An 18526-nucleotide genomic window follows, 5' to 3' on the forward strand; every position below is an offset into this window, starting at 1 on the left:
TGCCGGAGCTGGGCCTCTAGCGTGGGCATCCATCAATTCATGATCACACCCGGGAGGCCAGGATGACGGACCTTGGACGTCCACCGTACCGAGCGGATCACGTCGGCAGCTTGCTCCGGCCGGAGCGGTTGCTGAACGCACGGCGACAGCACGCGGCCGGGGAGATCGACGCCGCCACGCTCCGCGGGATCGAGGACGAGGCGATCCGGGACGTCGTCGCGATGCAACGCGACGTGGGGCTGAACACCGCGACCGACGGCGAGTTCCGGCGCACGTCCTGGCACATGGACTTCATCTACGAGCTCGACGGCGTGCATCGCGCCGATGGCGAGATCAAGGTGCCGATGCACAACCAGGACGGCGTGGTGGAGTTCACCAGCGCCGCGATGGCCATCGACGGCAAGATCGGGCTGGAGCGCCCGATCTTCGGCGAGCCGTTCCGGTTTCTGCAGTCGGCGGCCGCGGGAACCGGCCTGACCCCGAAGCTCACCATTCCGTCGCCGAGCATGGTGCACTACCGCGGTGGGCCGGCCGCGATCGACCCGCAGGTCTATCCGGACGAGGAGATGTTCTGGATGGACCTGACCGCTGCCTATGCCAAGCAGCTGCGGATGATGGCGGACCTGGGGTGCGAGTACCTGCAGCTGGACGATGTCAGCCTGGCCTACCTCAACGATCCCCGCCAGCGGGAGCGTGTCGCCACCTGGGGTGGTGACGGTGAACACCTGCATGAACACTACATCCGGCAGCTCAACCGGGTGCTGGAGGACAAACCGGCCGAACTGACGGTGACGACGCACATGTGCCGGGGCAACTTCCAGTCGTCGTGGGCGGCCGAAGGCGGATATGACTTCGTCGCCGAGGCGCTGTTCGGCCAGCTCGCTGTCGACGGGTTCTTCCTGGAGTACGACGACGAGCGCTCCGGGACGTTCGAGCCGCTGCGGTTCGTGCCGCCGGGCAAGAAGGTGGTGCTCGGGCTCGTCACCACCAAACGCGGTGACCTGGAGACGAAGGATGAGCTCAAACGCCGGGTCGAGGAGGCGAGCCGGTACGTGCCGATCGAGCAGATCTGTATCTCGCCGCAGTGTGGCTTCTCGTCGACGGTCGAGGGCAACAACCTCAGCTATGACGAGCAGGTCGCCAAGCTGAGCTTGCTGGTGGAGACGGCCGCCGAGATCTGGGGCTGAGCCGGGCGCTCGGGCGGTGGCGCGTGCCGCAGTCCGCGAACACGGGGGCGGGGAACCCCTCCCGAACGTTGTCACGTTGAATGGACAGCACCGGCGGCATCCGGAGCCGGTGGAGAGGATGACAACGTGACCTGTCCGAAGTGCGATGGGACCATGCGCACGTTCGACCGCCTGGGCGTCCATGTCGAGCAGTGCCAGAACTGTCGTGGCATCTTCCTCGATTACGGGGAGTTGGAACAGATCGTCGACGCTGAGCAGCGTCACAATGGATCGCCCCCGCCGCTGGAGTACGGCGCGCCTCCGGTCGCCACCGGGCCGGTGCCGGACCGGCGCGGCTATCGGCCGGACTCGCCGGCGCCCTACCGCGGTCGCCCTGACTCGCCGGCGCCCTACCGCGGTGGCCCTGACTCGCCGGCGCCCTACCGGGGACGGCCGGACAGCCCGGGGCCGTTCGGCGGCGGGTTCGGACGATACAAGGATTCGCCGCGGCCGTACGGCGGCCGGCGGCGCAAGAGCTTCTTCGAGCAGCTCTTCGACTGATCTGCGGCGGCCGTGAACCTGTTGGTTTGCGAGCGCTGCGGGGAACGCGCCGACGCGGTCCCGGTCATACCGGGGCCGATGGTGCGCTGCGTGGAATGCGGACACCGGTGGCCGTTCCGGCGGTTGCCGCTGTACTGCGTCACCGGTCCGAGCGGTACCGGGAAGTCCACCGTGGCCGGATTGTTGACCGCATCGCTTGCCGACCGGTTCGTCGTTCTGGAGCAAGATGTGCTCTGGCAGGCGGGTCTGCAGGACGACTCTGCCGATCACCGTCTCTTCCGGGCGGCGTGGCTGCGTATGGCGGCGATGATCCATCAGAGTGGCCGGCCGGTGGTGCTGTGCGGCACCGTGGTGCCGCCGGAGTTCGAGCCGTTGCCGGAGCGGGCGCTCTTCTCGGACATCCACTATCTTGCGCTGACCTGCGAACCCATGGTGCTGCGGGAGCGTTTGGCCGCGCGTCCGGCATGGCGGCAATGGGACGAGCCGCGCATCTCCGAGATGCTTGAATACGCGGCCTGGATCGACCGGAACGCGCAGGAGATGCAGCCGCCGCTGACACTGGTGGACACCACGGACGTGCCTGCCATCGAGACTGCCGGGGCCGTGCGGCGGTGGATTCTTGCCCTGGAGGGCTGCCCGACCCGGTCGTAGCGTCGAAACTTCCGGAAATGCCCCCGGCAATTCTTTGATCAAACTCTGTTCCGTGGCGCGGTGCCGGCGGTAGTGTGTGGGGCGAGTTCGCACCTGCGTCCGTGCAAAGGAGCCGACCATGAGACGACTCGAGATAGTCGCTGTGCTCGCCGTAGTGGGGTTGATTACGGCGGCGTGTGGCGACGACGATGGCGGCGACGGCGGTCAGGGTAGTTCGGAGGATGTGTCGGAAGCTACCGGTACGGTGGCCCTTCTCTTACCGGAGAATGTGACCCCGCGGTGGGAAGGTCCGGACCGGGAGGGGTTCGAAGCCGGCATGGCCGAGCACGCACCCGACGTCGACGTGCAGGTCTTCAACGCTTTGAACGACGCGGCTGAGCAACAGCAGCAGGCGGAGCAGGCGATCACGCAGGGTGCCGAGGTGCTGGTGATCGCTGCTGTCGACAAGACGGCGGCCTCCGTCATCGTGGAGGATGCCGAGGCCGCCGACGTTCCGGTGATCGCCTACGACCGGCTCATCGAGGACGCCCCGCTCGACTATTACGTCACCTTCGACGGCGAACAGGTAGGGCGTGCGCAGGGCGAGTGGCTGATGGAGAACACCGCGGACGGCGACCAGCTGGTCGTGATCCATGGCTCCGAGGATGACGACAACGCGCAGTGGTTCGCGGAAGGCTACATGCCGGTGCTGCAGGAGGCGGTGGACAACGGGACCCGCACCATCGGGTATGAGAACTGGACCCCCGGCTGGGACCCGTCCGCCGCCCAGGAGTCGATGGAGGCTGCCCTCACCCAGCTCGACAACGACGTTCAAGGTGTGCTCTCGGCGAACGACGGCATGGCGGCCACGATCGTCACCGCGCTCGAAGCCCAAGGACTGGCCGGCGAGGTCCCGGTCACCGGCCAGGACGCCACCGAGCAGGGCCTCCAACTCATTCTCAACGGCCGGCAGGGCATGAGCGTGTTCAAGGACTTCACCCAGCAGGCCGACGTCGCCGCGCAGATCGCCGCGGCGCTGCTGGCGGACCAGGAACCCTCTGATGAGCTGGTGCCCGACGCGGTCGACAACGGCATGCAGGACGTGCCGAGCCGACTCCTCGAGGTCGAGGTGATCGACGACGAAGAGAGCGTGATGCTGGCGGTCGACGCCGGGATCCACGAACTGGACGCCATCTGCTCGGGTGTCAGCACCGACGTCGAGATCTGCGCGGGCGGATAGCGGATGAGCGAAGCCACGGCCGACCCGGCTGCCGAGAGCACCGGATCGGCGCTGCTCCGGCTCGAGGGCATCTCGAAGGCGTTCGGCGCCGTGCAGGCGCTCGAGGACGTCGACTTCGAGGTCCACCCCGGCGAGGTGGTCGCCCTGGTCGGGGATAACGGTGCCGGCAAGTCCACACTGGTCAAGACGGTTGCCGGTATCCACGGGCCGGATCTCGGCCGGATCGTCTTCGACGAGCGTGAGGTCACCATCAAGGGTCCGCGGGACGCGGTCGAGCTGGGTATCGAGACCGTGTACCAGGATCTCGCCCTGTGCGACAACCTCGACGTGGTCGCCAACCTCTTCCTGGGCCGGGAGCGGCTGAACGCGGTGCGGGGCATGGACGAGATCGCCATGGAGGAGCGCGCGTGGGAGGTGCTCCGCTCACTCCGTGTGACGACCATCAGCAATGTCCGCCTGCCGGTGGCGGCGATGTCGGGCGGGCAGCGGCAGTCCGTGGCGGTGGCCCGGGCGGTGATGTGGGATGCGCGCGTCGTGCTGCTGGACGAACCGACCGCCGCTCTGGGCGTCGCGCAGACGCAGGAGGTCCTGGCCCTGGTACGACGGCTGCGTGAGCATGGCATCGGCGTCGTGGTGATCAGTCACAACCTCGCGGATGTGTTCGACGTCGCTGACCGCATCATCGTGTTGCGACTCGGACGGCGGGTGGCGACCTTTGACGCGGCGACCGCGGATCCGGACCGTGTGGTCGGCGCGATCACCGGTGCCAAGACGGAGCGCGAGGTGGATCAGTGACGCTCGCACGGAAATCGGAGGACCACACCCGGGAGGGCCGCGGAGGTGCGGCGGTGAGCACGGCCGGTGGCGGCTGGCGCGACGCTGTCGCGCGGCTCCGCCATGGCGATCTGTCCATCGTCCCGGTGGCGATCACACTCGCGGTCATCTGGATCGTCTTCTACTCGCTCGACTCGATCTTCCTCAGCCCGCGGAACCTCTCGTTCCTGTTCCTGCAGATCGCCGTGATCGGGACCATCGCGCTCGGTGTGACGTTCGTGCTGCTGATCGGTGAGATCGACCTGTCCGTCGCGGTGACCTCCGGGGTGTGTGCGGCGGTCACCGGCGTGCTGGTGACCAGGCAGGGCTGGGACCCCGTACCGGCGATCCTGCTCGCTCTCGCGATCGGAGCGGCGGTCGGAGCCTTCCAGGGGTTCTTCGTCGCCGTGGTGGGTGTGCCGTCGTTCGTGGTGACACTTGCGGGACTGCTGGGCCTGCAGGGTGTGATGCTGCTGATACTGGGCCGCGGCGGATCGGTGAACGTCAACGAGGACCTGATCCGCGATCTGACCACCACCTACCTCTCTGAACCGGTCGGCTGGCTGCTGGCCGCCGCGATCGCGGGGATCTACGCGCTGGTCCAGGTGCGCCGACGGGCCAAGCGACTCGCCTCCGGTCTATCGGCGCCCGGGCTGCGCGGGTTGCTCATCCGGGTTGCACTCGTCGTGGCGATGCTGGCCGTGGTGGTCAACGTGCTCAACGACTATCGCGGCATACCGCTGGCCTCGGCGCTGCTCGTCGCCTTGGTGGCGATCTTCGGTTACGTGACGCGATGGATGCGGTTCGGCCGGTACTTGTACGCGATCGGCGGCAATGCGGAGGCGGCACGCCGCGCGGGTATCGACGTGGCCAAGGTCCGCATCGCGGCGTTCACGCTGAGTTCGTTGCTGTGTGCCGTCGCCGGTGTGATCGGGGCGTCCCGGTTCGCCTCCGTCTCGTATACCGCCTTCGCGGGCGGCCCACTGCTGCTCGAAGCGATCGCGGCGGCGGTGATCGGTGGCGCGACCATCTTCGGCGGTCGTGGCAGCCCGTGGGGCGCCCTGCTAGGTGCGCTCGTCATGGGGAGTCTGTCCAACGGATTGGATCTGATGCAGGCCGGAACCGGCACCAAGCTGGCGATCTCCGGAGCCATTCTGCTGGTGGCCGTCACCGGCGACGCGCTCAGCCAGCGCGGCCGCGGCGACATCGGCGTGAAAGGCTGACCGGCAGTGACCGGCGACTTGCGCCACCGTGCGCGCCGACTCGACGCGACGCTCGGCGTGCGGAGTCACGACGCCGCTGCGCGGCGCGGCCGCAGCATCTCCACCGCCACCCAGAACAGCCCAGCCGCGACCAGCACCCCATGGGCGATCCGTACCGGCGCGGGAGCGTAGAACTGCGGTATGAACAGCGCGAAGCCGGTGGCGAACGGGACTCCGCTGTAGCGGGCAAGTACACCGGAGCGGTAGATGGCGATGGCGGCCAGAACCGCGCCGACGCCGAGGGTGAGCAACCCCAGGGCGAAGGTGGTGACCGCGGCCGTGTCCATGCGGATGGCATCCACGAGGTCCAGGAGCTCGACTGCACGTCCCGCAGCGGCTTCCTCGGCGATGGCATTCAGCGCGAAGTCTTCCGCTCCGTAGTACGGGAGGGTGAGCCCGGCGCCGACCCAGGTGGTGACAGCGGCGGTCGCCGCCAGCGCCTCGGCCCGTGTGTCCGTGACGCGCCGGCGCACGGCGAGCAGGCCTAGCGGCACCAGGATGAAGCCGACCATTGCGAACAGATGCGACGCGACCCAGGCGGAGGAACTCATGGCGGCTACCGCGCCGCCGACGACGTCCTCGTCGTCCCAGGGCCGCACGGTCGGGTATAGGACGAACATCACGCCCGCCCCGCCCAGCGCGAGGCTTCCCAGCCGGATGTGAGCAGGGGTGCGAACAGTGGCAAGCGACGACATGTGGGGCGCTCCTTCTTTCCGTGGCGGAAGGCATCGGGGGCGGGACAAGACATATGTACCTTGTCGTGTTAGCCATAAAGCTAATCGAACTAGCTTTCTCGTCAAGGCCTGCCTCGCTCGCCACGCCGGACTGTGGCTGCGGGTAGTCACCTCGGACACCGGGCTGCTCGGCCGTAGACTGCAGGAGCGCGTGTGAGTCGAGAGTTGCGGAGCCGGCATGGGCAGTTCGATCACGGCTGTGAGCAGCAGCGGTAGCCACGGTTTCAGCAAGATGGGCCGGGATAGCCTGACGCTTCTGGCCGGCCTGGGCGTCGAGGGCGACGCGCACATGGGCCGGACGGTCAAGCACCGGTCCCGGGTTGCACGGGATCCGAGTCAGCCGAATCTGCGTCAAGTTCACCTGATCCACAGCGAACTCTTCGCCGAGCTCGCCGCGGTGGGACACCGGGTGCTCCCGGGCGAGCTCGGCGAGAACGTCACGACCTCCGGCATCGATCTGCTCGATCTGCCGACGGGGACGTTGCTACACCTCGGTGACCAGGCCGTCGTCGAGGTCACGGGCCTGCGCAATCCGTGCACACAGATCGACGATTACCAGGAAGGCCTGCTCAGGCGCGTCGTTCACCGGAGCGAGCACGGCATGATCATACGCAAAGCAGGTGTCATGAGTATCGTGCACATCGGCGGCGTGATCCGGCCGGGAGACGCGATCGAGGTGGTCCTGCCGCAGCAGCCGTATCGGCCGTTACAGCCGGTGTGAACCGCTGCGGCGACGGTCCTTCAGCGCAGTGGCGATCCGGTCATCGCGGAGTGAGCCGGATCAGCGGATACACTCGGTCGCTCTTGCGCTGATACTTCTCGAAGCGGGGCTGGGCGGCCGTGATGCGGCCCCATGCCTGCTCCCGGTCGGCGCCGTCGAGTAGCTGCGGTATCACCGGCTTCGGCTCGCGACCCGGCAATTCGATCGCCGCCTGGTCGGGGTGTGCCATCAGATTGCCGTGCCAGTCCGGGTTCCGGCTTCCGCCGCCGGATGCGATGATCAGCCAGGAGTCCTCGCCGTCGGCGAACCACGCGACGGGGGTCTCCCTCGGCTGTCCGCTCCGGCGGCCGACCGTGTGCAGGATGAGCAGGTCCATGCCCATGAAGCTGCCACGTCCGCGTCGGATTTTGCGGAGCGTGCGGGCGTTCGCCTTGTGCTGCATCCATCGGGACATCCGTCCGGGCGTGCCGGGCGCGCGCTTGCCACGCCTGTCGGCTTCCGTCTTCCGTGTCATGGATTCCTCCGGTCAGGTCGATGTCGGTCGTTGTCACGCTAACCGTGGCCGCGTGACCGGCGCTTCTCGATTCCTGATCGGTATGGCCTCTCACAGAGAGATGATCATGAACACTTTCCGTTCACATAGCACGGTAAGCGTTCATGATCATCAGAGTTGGAGCCACCTGTCGGAATCGAACCGACGACCTATTCATTACGAGTGAATCGCTCTGCCGACTGAGCTAAGGTGGCCTGTGCCGCATGACCGGCACGGTCCACGAGTATAGAACGTATCCGCCCGTGATGCCGAATCGGGCGGTTACCCGCCGCTGACGTGCTCAGAGCTCGTCGGTGGTGATCTCCTCGCCGAGCGCGGAACCGGCGACGTAGTCCTTCCAGGACTGGTTCCAGTCGACCATGCCCGGATCACCGCGCTGCACCAGGTCGTTCGCATCGCGGGTGGAGTTCTTCACGGTGACGACGTCGCCGTAGCGGACCATGTTGAAGAACGTCTCACCGTTCTTGTCGTTCAGGTTGATGCAACCGTGCGAGACGTTGTCCTCGCCCTGCGACTCCTCCGACCACGGCGCGGAGTGGACGAAGGTGCCGCTGTAGGAGAGCCGTACCGCCCAATCGGTGTCGACGTCGTAGTAGTCCGGGTCGGACTCGTCACAGGTGATGTTCGCATTGCACGACGTCATGTTCCGTTCCTCGAACTTCTCCAGGACGACGTAGGTGCCGTTGCGGGTGGCGAAGTCCGGCGCTCCGAGGCTGGTATTCCACCGGTACTCGCGCTCGCCGTCCACCTTCACGTCCATCCGGTAGGTGTCCGCGTTGACCTCGGCGATCTGTGCCGAACCGACCTGGAACTCCAGGTGGTACGAGCGTCCTCCCCACAGGTTCTCGCCGGCCTGGACGCCGTTCAGGTCGAGATCGAGGGCGACCTGGGTTCCTGCCGGCCAGTACTCCTTCGGGCGGAACCGTGCCTCCTGATCGTTGACCCAGTGCCAGCTGCCCACCACCTGTGGGTCGGAGGAGACGTGCATGTGGCGTTCGACGGCCTCGCGGTCGGTGACCGGCTGGTCGAACTGGACGACGATGGGTGCCCCGACGCCCACCTCCGACTCGTTGCTGGGCAGCATCGCCAGGGTGAGCCGTTCGCCGTCGGGCACCTCAGCGACGCTGACCTGGTCACTGAACGTATGCGATTCCCCGAACTGGTCAGCGGCGGCCACGGTGATCTCGTAGTCAGCGCCGGGCTCCGGCCGGTTCGCGCTGCTCCAGGTCCGCCCGTCGTCGTTCACCTGGCCCTCGAGGCGATCGCCGTCCGTCGAGACGACCTCTACGGATTCGATCTGCCCCGCACTGATCTCCAGGCTCAACGGCTCGGAGAAGTCGACCGTATCGTCCAGGTCCTTCAGTTGGGTCAGCGCGTGCACCTGGCGGGCATGCGTCGGCAGCTCGGAGTCATCGCCGCCGCACGCGGCAAGTGTCAGCGCGAGAGCAAGGCTGACACAGCCGGCGGCGAGTCCGCGGCGGGAGCGATGCGTTCGATGCATATGCCCCATTATCCCCGCTATATCACGAACACGTGCGGTCGTTCTCCGGCACGGTGCCGTTGAGCAGGTAGTCGTCCACGGCCTCGTCGACACAGTCGCTGCCGGACATGTAAGCGGTGTGGCCGAACGCGTCGAACGTGAGCAGCACACCGGATTCGAGCTGGTCGGCCAGGGACTCGGCCCAGGCGTACGGGGTGGCCGGGTCGCCGGTGGTGCCGACCACCAGGATCGGGTCCGCCCCCGCGCCGTCGATGTCACTGAGGTCGAAGTCGGATTCCGCCGGCCACTCGGAACACGCCAATCCGCTCCACGCCAGGTACTCGCCGAAGATCGGAGACGCCTCCTCGAACTGGGGCAGCGCCGCCTGCGCCTCCTCCACGGTGGTCCCCTCGGGGTAGTCGAGGCAGTTGACCGCGATGATCGCCTCGTTCTGGTTGCCGTTGTACGTTCCGTCCGCGTTGCGGTTCAGGTACAGGTCGGCCAGTTGGAGCAGGACGCTGCCATCGTCTTCGTTGACCGCCTTGTCGAGCGCCTCGGACAACGTGGGATAACCCTGATCGGGTGCGAGGTACAGCGGCAGGATGATTCCATAGAACGCGAGCGACGCGGTGAGCGGCCGGCTCTCCTGACCGGTGGGGAGCGGTTCCTCTTCCGTCTGCGCCATCAGCGACGCCAACGAGGCGCGGGCGTCTTCCTCGGTGTCCCCCAGTGGGCAGTCGTTGTCCAGGCACCAGTCCAGGTACGCGTCGAGCGCCCGCTCGAAGCCGCGCGCCTGCCCCAGCGCAACCTCCGCGGCCTCCAGGGTCGGATCGATCGCGCCGTCCAGCACCAGCCGCCCGGCCCGCTCCGGGAAGAGATCGGCGTAGACCGCGCCGATCAACGTGCCGTAGGACTTACCGAGGTAGTTCAGCGCCTCGTCTCCGAGCGCGGAACGCAGTACGTCCAGATCGCGCGAGACGTCGGCGGTGCCGATGTGCTCCAGGAGCTCGCCGGACCTGGACTCGCATGCCTGCGCGAACTCCTCGGCCTGCTCGGCGATCGCCGCTGCCGTGTCGTCGGTGTCGTCCGCGTCGCCGTCGTCTGTACCCGCATCCTCGCCGCCGCTGTCCTCGCCGCCGGTGTCGTCCGCGCCGGTGTCGTCGCTGCCGTCCGCATCGTCTTGCGCGCCGGTGTCCTCGCCACCGTCGTCGCCGGAATCGGCGTCATCGGATCCGTCGTCGTCGCCGGGCGGGTCGCTGAGGAACTCGTCCAGCGACGAGTCGTCCAAGCATTCGATCGGGGTCGAGCCGCCGACGCCCCGCGGATCGAAGCCGACGATGTCGTACTGTTCCAAGACCTGCTCAGAGGCGACCACGTGCGCGTTGCGGGCATAGTCGACGCCCGATGCGCCGGGTCCACCCGGGTTCACCACCAGCGATCCGCTCGGTTCATCAGAGGACGCCGGGACGCGCAACAAGGACAGCTCGATATCCCCCGCGTCGGGCTCCGCGTAGTTCAACGGAACCGTCAGGGTCGAGCATTGGAACTCGTCGCCGCAGTCTTCCCACTCCAGTGTCTGGGTGTAGTACTTCTCCAGTTCCGGGTCGATGCCCTCGGTCGCGTCCGGGGCGGGCGTCGATTCCGGCGGCATGTCCTGTCGTGGCGGGGCGTCTGGGTCGTCCGTGGACGAACAGCCGGCGACGGCGACCGCCGCCATCATTCCGAGAGCGATAGCTCGCGACGCGTGCGGCCGCCGGCTCATTCGTACTCCTGATCGCCAAGAGAAGGGTCGTCACTGCCGTCGTCCGGAGTCGCCCGCATGCCGGACGCCACCGCCGACTCATACGCCTGGCGCGATCCGCAGACGCTTGCTTTCGGGCACGCTACCTTGCGGCCGGTCTCGCGGTCCCGCACATACACCGTTTCGGACGGGACGTTGTAGCCGACGACCGTGCCCTCGACCCCCTCGTCCGTCTCGACGCCGCAGCCGAGAGAGGGAACGCTGACCTTGAAGTCCTGATAAAGCGGGTGCTCGTACTTCAGGCAGCACATGAGCCGCCCACAGGCGCCGGAGATCTTCAGCGGGTTCAGCGGGAGGTCCTGGTCCTTCGCCATCCTGATGCTGACGGGCTCGAAGTCCTTCAGGAACGTCGAGCAGCACGTCTCCCGCCCGCACGGGCCGACGCCGCCCTGCACGCGCGCCTCGTCCCGGGGTCCGAGCTGCCGCAGGTCGATTCTGGCGCGCAAAGTGCGGGCCAGGTCGCGGACCAACTCCCGGAAGTCCACGCGCTGCGGCGCGCTGAAGTAGATCGTGATGAGCTGATCGACGTCCTCTCGGGTGTCGACGAAGTCGACCCCCACCACCTTCATGGGTAGGCCGTGGTCGCGGATCAGCCGACGGGCGACGACGCGGGCCTCGGCCCGGCGCTGCCGGTTACGTTCGTCCCGCTCCAGATGCTCCTCGGTCGCGATGCCCTCGCAGACCGGTAGTCCCTCGACGTCCTCGGTCACCCACTGCGGGGCCCAGATGCACTCGGCCACCTCAGGGCCGTCGTCAGTGGGCACGAGTACCTTGTCACCGACTCTCGGAGAGTGCCCGCCCGGGTCCAGGTAGTAGAGCTTCCCGTACCGGGTGAAGGCCACTGCCATCACCATGCCCACACGTCCACCTTACGACCTGTTGTGGCGGACACCACGCGGGCGTCTACTCGGGCCCCGCGTCACCCGTGCTCGTGGACCGGTACGTACCGGGAGAGCCCGAACTAGGGCATGGGCCCGCCGGCGGCGCACACTGGGGGATGACTGTGACGAACGGCGTTGTCTCGGCCAATGTCGCATGACGATCCCGTCCATGACCCGAAGTGATGGGAACCACATACGGGGGTAGAACCGTCTTAGACACGAAACAGAGTCTGAATCGATACGGCATCGAGACATAAGCACAAATCGAGGGTGTGAGCGGTGAGATGGCCGGTGACAGGACCGACTTCGACAAGAGCGGGCGCAGCCGTCGGCACAGCTGGTATGGGGCCAAGCCGACCGTCAAACGCGTTCTGTCCTGGCGTGTCCCGCATGCCGTAGTGCGGACGTGCGCATCGATGCTGGACGACCGCATCCGCTCCGAGCGGCTGCCGGCTCCGGCGCGGGTGCACGAGGTCGAGGCGCACATGGCCGGTGTCTCGTTCGTGATGAAGGATCCGGACCGGTGCGTGATCGCCAAGGAGCTGTACTGGGGACACGGCGTCCGGCCCCGTCCCGCGGACCAGCTCGCACTTGACGTCTTCGCCGCGCTGGCCAAGGACGCCAAGCTGATTCTGGATGTCGGCGCGTACACCGGCCTGTTCTCCATCCTGGGTGCGCGCGTGGCCGAGGACGCTCAGGTGCACGCCTTCGAAGTGGTCCCGGCGGTGGCGAAGGCGGCGCTGGACAACGTGGTCGCGAACGACCTGCTCCGCCGGGTGACCGTGCATATACAGGGCGTCGGTAAGGATGGCGACTCGACACGCATCGCCGTCGGGGATGGCGGATCCGCGTTGCCGGACTTCTACTCCACCGAGTTGTACTTCGAACACGGGGTCGACGTACCGGTGTACTCACTCGACGCGATCATGCATTCGATGCCCGAGTCGGTCCGGGGCGCCGCCACGCTCGTGAAGATCGACGTCGAAGGGACCGAGGACGTCGTGCTGCAGAACGCTCAGGAGTTCCTCGAGGCGAACCGTCCGGACATCCTCTGCGAGGTCCTCCCGGACTCGGGCGATGCCGACCGGGTGGCGACGGCGCTGGCACCGCACGGCTACCGTCTTCTCCGCGTCGAACCCGACACCCTGGTGGAGTACGGCGAACTGAGCCCGAGCATCCACTGCCGGGATTGGCTGTTCACCACCAAGAGCGACGCTCAGCTCGCCGCCGCCGGCGTCCCGCTGCCGGCCTGATGCTGCCGGCCTGACCCAGTCAGCCTGACCGGCGCTCCGGCCTGACCCAGTCAGCCTTCCCGCAGCGCGAGCGCCATCGACTCCAGGGCGAGCTGCGGTGCAGCGTTACCGAGCAGTGCCTCTCTGGTCTCGACGATGGTCTCCATCCGGCGCAGCGTCGCCTCCGGTGTGCCGCTGTGCGCCAGCCGCTCGAGCGAGGGGCGCATCTCGTCGTTGACCAGCTCGGCCCCGACACCCAGCTGAAGCATCAGCACATCGCGGTAGAGAGCCAGCACATCCACCAGGGCGCGGTCGATCGAGTCTCGCTGCACCCGGGTGCGCCGCAGTTTCTGCTCCTGTTCCAGCTCCTTCAGCGCTGCGTTCATGTTCCGCGGTTTCCGCCCGGTGGTGCCGGCACCGAGGGCCTTCTTCAGCTCCTCGGTCTCCCGCGCGTCCAGCGCGTCGCAGCGTCGCTCGGCGTCGGCCTTGGCCGTCTCCACCAGGTTGGCCGCTGCGTCCAGGCACTCGCGGATGTTGCTCAGCGCGAAGGGCAGCCGCAGGACCTCCTCACGGCGGGCGCGGGCCTCCTCGTCGATGGCGAGCGCCCGGGCCCGTCCGATGTGCCCCTGAGAGGCGCGGGCGGCGAATGCGGCGAGGCGCTCGTCGACGTTCTCGGTCGCCGTCAGGTGGGCGGCGACGGCGTCGTAGGGCGGTGTGCGCAACTGGACCACGCGGCAGCGGGAACGGATCGTCGGGACGATGTCCTCCGCCGTCGGGGCACACAGCATCCAGACGGTGCGCTCGGGTGGCTCTTCGACCGACAGCAGCAACGCGTCCGCCGCGTCCTCCCCGAGCCGGTCGGCGTCCTCGACGATGACGATCTGCCACCGGCCGCGAGCCGGGCGCAGCGCGGCCCGAGGCACCAGCTCACGGACCTGGCTGATCCGGATGTTGAGGCCCTCGGTGGAGAGCGTGGCGACGTCGGGATGCGTCCCGGCGCGGACCTCGGCGCATTCGGTGCAGCTGCCACAGCCGCCCTGCGGGCACTGCAACGCCGCCGCGAAGGCCTTGGCTACGACGGAGCGCCCCGACCCCGGAGGGCCGGTGAACAGCCATGCGTGCGTCATCGAACCGCTGCCGTGGCCCTCCGTGCGCCCGGACGCGTGCTCGACCGTGCGCTGCAGGGCCGGCACCACCGCCTGCCCTACGACGGCATCCCACACGCTCATCTAGTTCACCCTTTCCACGGCCTGCGCCACAGCGGCCGCGATCTGCTCGACCGGACGTGACGCATCCACGATGACGTACCGCTCCGGTTCCGCGGCGGCGAGGTCCAGGAACGCCCGCCGGATGCGCGCGTGCACGTGATCGGGCTCGCGCTCGATGCGGTCGTACCGGCCGAGGCTCTCCATCCGCCGTCGCCGCTCGTCGGCGTCGAGATCCAGCACGATCGTCAGGTCCGGCTTCAGGCCCAGCGTGGCGAACTCGGACAGCGCGGCGACCTGCTCGACGCCCAACTCGCGGCCCACGCCCTGGTACGCGATCGACGAGTCGGTGTAGCGGTCGGTCACCACGACGGCGCCGCGGTTCAGCGCAGGACGGATGAGCGAGGCCACATGGTCCGCGCGGTCCGCGGCAAAGAGCAGGGCCTCGGCGCGGGCATCGAGGTCACCGCCGTCCAGCAGGATGCTCCGGACCTCCTTACCGATCCGGGAACCGCCCGGCTCGCGCGTCACGACGACGTCCCGGCCGTGCGCACGCAGATGTTTCGAGAGCAACTCGACCTGTGTGGTCTTACCGACGCCGTCGCCACCCTCGAACGCGATGAAGAGCCCACGACCGGTCTGTCCCCGCGGCGATGCACCCTCGTTGTGAACCACGGCCCAAGCCTACGATGCCGGCGGTTATGGGCAGCGGGGGATCGGCGAGCTCCACGAGGTCGCGGACCTGGTGGAGACGTAGTGATCGGTCACCCAGCGGCCGTCGGCCAGTTTGTTCCACACGGACGTGCCGTCGATCCGGGTGCCACGTTTCTGACACACGATCCACGCCAGCGATCCGCTCGGCAGCGGGCTTCCGGACCTGGCGTGTGACGTGCCCGGGCCGGAACGCGCGTTGAGCGGACCGGTGCTGGAGACCTGACCCGGCCACTTGCAGCGTGGCAAGGCGCGGGAGAACCCGGTGTTCGACGGCGTGGAGACGTAGCCGTCGCTGACCCAGGTGCCGTCCGCGAGCAGATCCCACACCGAGGTGGAGCCCGCCTTCGCGCCGCGTGCCTGGCAGATGACCGAGAGTGTGGAGCCCGGTGCGTGTCCCCCGGTGGCCCCGTACGACGTGCCGGGCCCGGTGCGGGCGTTCAGCGAGACGCTGCTGGTCACTCGATATCGCCGGGCGACCGTCGCGACCGGTGCGTCGATGGAGTTGCTGTCGATGTTCAGGGTGACCCCGCCGTTGGTGGTCTTGTGTTCACCGCGGTACTGCTTCGCGCGCTGGTGGACCGACCACTTGCTGTCCGCGGTGTTCGGCCATCCCCGCAGGGAGGTGTCGCGATCCCACCGCGCGAGCCAGATCGCGTCCGGCCGTGCGTAGTGGGCGGAGCCGTAACTCGTGGACAGGTCCTGCAGGCCGGAAGCGTGGTGCAGGTAGACGCCGGCGAGGTACCCGTTCGCGTGCAGGGTGCTGGTCCAGGCGGAGACGTATCGACGCACGGCCGTGGCGCAGTCGCGGTCGGAGCGGTCGTAATGTTCGATGTCGGCGTAGAGCGCACTGCCGCGGGCCATGCCGAGCTCCTCTGCCTTGCCGATCGCGTGCTGCGCGTTCGTGCGGCCGAGCCGGTATGCGTCGGACTTGGTGAAGGTGCTCATACCTCGTGCGTTGACGCAGTACGGCTGCCGGCCGACGTACGTCGGCAGTAGATCCCACCCCATGGCGGTCACGTCGCGGACCCAGGATCGACTCAGCTCCGGCTGGCGACACGCTCGATTGATTCCGCCGATGTAGACGTTGACCGTGGAGTAGGGCGATTGACGCCATGCGCGCAGGGCGCTCCGGGAGGGCGCCGTGCAGGTGTCGAAGCCGAGCCCAGACGTACGGGTGGCGGACGCGCCGCTCGGATAGCTGACCGGCGTCTCCGGCTCGGCGACGGCGGGCGCGTTGACCGTCCCGACGATCAACGCGGAGGTCAGCGAGCTGATGCCGAGCGTCATGCCGAACCAGCGCCGTGTTCGCCCGCCGGTGTGCCAGCGGCTCGGTTTCGCCCTGTCCATGGTTCCCCCGTCTCTTGTGTGCCGATGCCAACACTCGTGAGACCGAACGCTGTGACACATGTGACCGCAGCGCTCGTTGAGTCTCATGGTGCCACAGATGTCCATGTGACGACAGGGAGCCAGAAGAGATGCCTGCCCGGCGACGTGCATGCCGCGCTCACCGCGTGGCGGTCATAGAGTCGGGCCGTGGACGTGCGAGTGATCAATCGACTGACATCGTCGTGGCTCAGCGCCGAGGGCGCCGGCGTGGTGTCGGGTGCGGGTGCGTGGCCGCTACTGGCCGTGCTGGCGTCGTCGGCGGACGAGCCGGGCCGCAGTGAGCTGGCACAGGCGGTCGGGCTGCCGGCGGACCAGTGCATGGAGGCCGCGCGTGCGGTCCTCAAGCTGATCGGCGGTGCCGACGGTGTCGACGCCGCCCTCGGCCTGTGGGCACATGCCGCGGCGCAGATCGATCCGGATTGGGCGGCACAGCTGCCCGTCGCCGGTGTCGGCGAGCTGACCGGCGACGCCGCAGTGGATCAGCCGAAGCTGGACGCGTGGGCGCGGGAGAACACCAGGGATCTGATCGAGCGTTTCCCCGTCGACACCGACCCGGACATGATGCTGATGCTCGCCAGCGCGCTCGCCGTCCGGACGGAGTGGACCCGCAGGTTCAGCGATGAGCACCTGGTGCCGCGGAGCGGCCCGTGGGCGAAGCAGCGCATCGCCGGCCTGACCCGGTCATGGCCGGAGCTGGACGACGTCGTGGTGGCGCGTACGGAAGCGGCCGGTCCGTTGACGCTGACCCGCGTCGAGGGCGACAACGGTATCGATGTGCACCTGGTACTCGGTGATGAGCAGCGGACCGGACACGAGGTACTGCCGGCGGCGATCGATGCGCTGGCCGGCGAGCTTGAGCTGACGGCCGGTTCGTCGTTGCTGGAGGCGGCGGATGCCGGGGCCCGCCCGGCGCCCGGATTGGAGGTGGTCCCGGCGCAGAAACGTGGCGTGTCCATGACCACGGTCCGTTTCACGGTCCGCAGCGATCACGATCTCATGGCGCATGCCGCGTTGTTCGGCCTGGACACCGTCCGTCGACGGGACAAAGGACATTTCTCCCGGATCGGTCCGGTGCCGTTGCACGTCGATCAGGCGCGGCAATCGGCGGTGGCCATCTTCAGCGCCACCGGCTTCGAGGCGGCGGCCGTGACGGCGATCGGCATGCGTATGGTGTCGATGCCGATGCGCAAGGAGCGTGGCCTGCAGGTCACCTATGACCGCCCGTTCGGTTTCCTCGCCGTCCACCGGGACTCCGGCCTGGTGCTCTTCGCGGGCTGGGTGCAGACGGCCGAGCCGGCCCGGCGCTAGGCGTTGCCGCCGCCGGCCGCTCGGCGGCGCTCTGGTCGGCGGCGCGCTGCTCGGTGGCGCCCTGTTCGACAGCGGTCCGTCAGGCGGCGATCCGGTCGAAGGTCATCGACGGCCGGGCCTGCTCACCGTCGGCGTTCGGCGGTACGGACGACGTGTCGATCGTGCGGCCGGCGGCGGCCGCACGGGCGGACATCCGGCGGCGCGTGCGTACGACGGCCTGGCCCGCGGCGAACCACACGCCGATGACGATCGCGGTTGCGGCGCCGATCGCCGACTGAGCCCACAGCGGCGCCTCGGTCACCGATCCGGTGACGTAGCCGATGCCCAGCATCCAACTCGCCCACGCGCTGCCTCCGATCGCGCCCCAGAGAAGGAATCGCTGCGGTGCGACCCCGGCCAGGCCGGCGGCCGCCGAACTCGCGGTCCGGCCCAGCGGCACGAACCGGCCGGCAATGATCGCTGCGACACTGGCGGAGCCCATCCGCGCATAGGCTCGCTCGACGCTGTGCTGCATCCGGCGGCCCAGCCGGGACCGGGCCAACCTGCCCGGGAGCGCATGCCGACCGATCAAGTAGACGATCGAGTCACCCGCCACCGCGCCGGCAGCCGCCGCGACCAGCACCGAGACGGCATCCAGCCGGCCCGCCGCGGCGAGCGTGCCCGCGGTGACGACCGCCACCTCGGACGGCACCACCGGCACGATCGCGTCGGCGGCGACCAGCGCCGCGATGAGCATGTAGGCGAGCGCGGGCACGGCGGCGAGAGCCAGGAGATCCACGGATCCAGCCTTGCCCCGGCGGCCGCCACAGACAACCCTGAGACAGCGAAGTTCAGGGAAA

At 68.3% G+C, this 18526-nt stretch carries 18 protein-coding genes and 1 tRNA gene; 9 read left to right on the plus strand and 10 right to left on the minus strand.

Annotated features, from left to right (window positions below):
- The first annotated feature begins 62 nt into the window (after positions 1-62).
- The 6 genes from G1H10_RS02625 to G1H10_RS02650 all read left to right on the plus strand — a co-directional run bounded on the left by G1H10_RS02625 (position 63) and on the right by G1H10_RS02650 (position 5633).
- On the plus strand, positions 63-1187 hold the full coding sequence (locus G1H10_RS02625) for a 5-methyltetrahydropteroyltriglutamate--homocysteine S-methyltransferase (RefSeq protein WP_163732304.1): 1125 nt from the start codon (positions 63-65) through the stop codon (positions 1185-1187).
- A gap of 126 nt (positions 1188-1313) precedes the next feature.
- The gene (locus G1H10_RS02630) at positions 1314-1727 is read left to right on the plus strand and encodes a TFIIB-type zinc ribbon-containing protein (RefSeq protein WP_163732307.1); all 414 of its coding nucleotides are present in this window, start codon (positions 1314-1316) and stop codon (positions 1725-1727) included.
- A 12-nt stretch (positions 1728-1739) separates the two neighbouring features.
- On the plus strand, positions 1740-2378 hold the full coding sequence (locus G1H10_RS02635) for an AAA family ATPase (RefSeq protein WP_216852831.1): 639 nt from the start codon (positions 1740-1742) through the stop codon (positions 2376-2378).
- Positions 2379-2496: 118 nt separating this feature from the next.
- Complete coding sequence (locus tag G1H10_RS02640; RefSeq protein ID WP_163732310.1) at positions 2497-3597, plus strand: substrate-binding domain-containing protein; 1101 nt, start codon at positions 2497-2499, stop codon at positions 3595-3597.
- Positions 3598-3600: 3 nt separating this feature from the next.
- Complete coding sequence (locus G1H10_RS02645; RefSeq protein ID WP_163732313.1) at positions 3601-4392, plus strand: ATP-binding cassette domain-containing protein; 792 nt, start codon at positions 3601-3603, stop codon at positions 4390-4392.
- Positions 4389-5633, plus strand: coding sequence for a sugar ABC transporter permease (locus G1H10_RS02650; RefSeq protein WP_216852832.1), 1245 nt, complete (start codon positions 4389-4391; stop codon positions 5631-5633). The genes G1H10_RS02645 and G1H10_RS02650 overlap by 4 nt, the downstream gene beginning before the upstream one ends.
- 65 nt (positions 5634-5698) lie before the next feature.
- Here the strand turns inward: G1H10_RS02650 and G1H10_RS02655 are convergent, their stop codons facing one another.
- Positions 5699-6367: a hypothetical protein gene (locus G1H10_RS02655; protein ID WP_163732316.1), complete on the minus strand. Its 669-nt coding sequence runs from the start codon at positions 6365-6367 to the stop codon at positions 5699-5701.
- Between the two features lie 217 nt (positions 6368-6584).
- Between G1H10_RS02655 and G1H10_RS02660 the strand changes: the two genes are divergently transcribed.
- On the plus strand, positions 6585-7127 hold the full coding sequence (locus G1H10_RS02660) for an MOSC domain-containing protein (protein ID WP_163732318.1): 543 nt from the start codon (positions 6585-6587) through the stop codon (positions 7125-7127).
- A 40-nt stretch (positions 7128-7167) separates the two neighbouring features.
- Here G1H10_RS02660 and G1H10_RS02665 read toward each other — a convergent pair whose 3' ends face one another.
- The 5 genes from G1H10_RS02665 to G1H10_RS02685 form a co-directional block, all read right to left on the minus strand.
- Entirely contained in the window at positions 7168-7641 is a 474-nt protein-coding gene (locus G1H10_RS02665) for a nitroreductase family deazaflavin-dependent oxidoreductase (RefSeq protein ID WP_163732321.1), read from the minus strand.
- 157 nt (positions 7642-7798) lie between these two features.
- Positions 7799-7874 (minus strand) — tRNA-Thr (locus G1H10_RS02670).
- Positions 7875-7960: 86 nt separating this feature from the next.
- Positions 7961-9181 carry a L,D-transpeptidase gene (locus G1H10_RS02675; protein WP_163732323.1) on the minus strand — a complete coding sequence of 407 codons (1221 nt, stop codon included), beginning with the start codon at positions 9179-9181 and terminating at the stop codon, positions 7961-7963.
- 22 nt (positions 9182-9203) lie between these two features.
- Complete coding sequence (locus G1H10_RS02680; RefSeq protein ID WP_163732326.1) at positions 9204-10922, minus strand: alpha/beta hydrolase; 1719 nt, start codon at positions 10920-10922, stop codon at positions 9204-9206.
- Positions 10919-11815, minus strand: coding sequence for a PSP1 domain-containing protein (locus G1H10_RS02685; protein WP_163732329.1), 897 nt, complete (start codon positions 11813-11815; stop codon positions 10919-10921). The genes G1H10_RS02680 and G1H10_RS02685 overlap by 4 nt, the downstream gene beginning before the upstream one ends.
- A gap of 311 nt (positions 11816-12126) precedes the next feature.
- Here G1H10_RS02685 and G1H10_RS02690 point away from each other — a divergent pair, with 311 nt between their 5' ends.
- Positions 12127-13095 carry an FkbM family methyltransferase gene (locus G1H10_RS02690; RefSeq protein WP_163732331.1) on the plus strand — a complete coding sequence of 323 codons (969 nt, stop codon included), beginning with the start codon at positions 12127-12129 and terminating at the stop codon, positions 13093-13095.
- 50 nt (positions 13096-13145) lie between these two features.
- On the opposite strand, the gene G1H10_RS02695 is transcribed toward G1H10_RS02690, so the two are convergent.
- The 3 genes from G1H10_RS02695 to G1H10_RS02705 are packed head-to-tail and all read right to left on the minus strand — an operon-like array spanning position 13146 to position 16340.
- Positions 13146-14303, minus strand: coding sequence for a DNA polymerase III subunit delta' (locus tag G1H10_RS02695; protein WP_163732334.1), 1158 nt, complete (start codon positions 14301-14303; stop codon positions 13146-13148).
- Positions 14304-14954, minus strand: a complete 651-nt coding sequence (gene tmk / locus G1H10_RS02700) for a dTMP kinase (RefSeq protein ID WP_163732336.1) — start codon at positions 14952-14954, stop codon at positions 14304-14306.
- Positions 14955-14978: 24 nt separating this feature from the next.
- The gene (locus G1H10_RS02705; protein WP_216852833.1) at positions 14979-16340 is read right to left on the minus strand and encodes a glycoside hydrolase domain-containing protein; all 1362 of its coding nucleotides are present in this window, start codon (positions 16338-16340) and stop codon (positions 14979-14981) included.
- Positions 16341-16526: 186 nt separating this feature from the next.
- Here G1H10_RS02705 and G1H10_RS02710 point away from each other — a divergent pair, with 186 nt between their 5' ends.
- Entirely contained in the window at positions 16527-17687 is a 1161-nt protein-coding gene (locus tag G1H10_RS02710) for a serpin family protein (RefSeq protein WP_163732339.1), read from the plus strand.
- A 79-nt stretch (positions 17688-17766) separates the two neighbouring features.
- On the opposite strand, the gene G1H10_RS02715 is transcribed toward G1H10_RS02710, so the two are convergent.
- Positions 17767-18465 (minus strand): DedA family protein, encoded by a 699-nt coding sequence (locus G1H10_RS02715; RefSeq protein WP_163732342.1) that lies wholly within the window; start codon positions 18463-18465, stop codon positions 17767-17769.
- Positions 18466-18526 lie beyond the last annotated feature (61 nt).

The organism is Phytoactinopolyspora halotolerans (genome assembly GCF_010550675.1).
In the GTDB taxonomy this organism is placed as follows: Bacteria; Actinomycetota; Actinomycetes; order Jiangellales; family Jiangellaceae; genus Phytoactinopolyspora; species Phytoactinopolyspora halotolerans.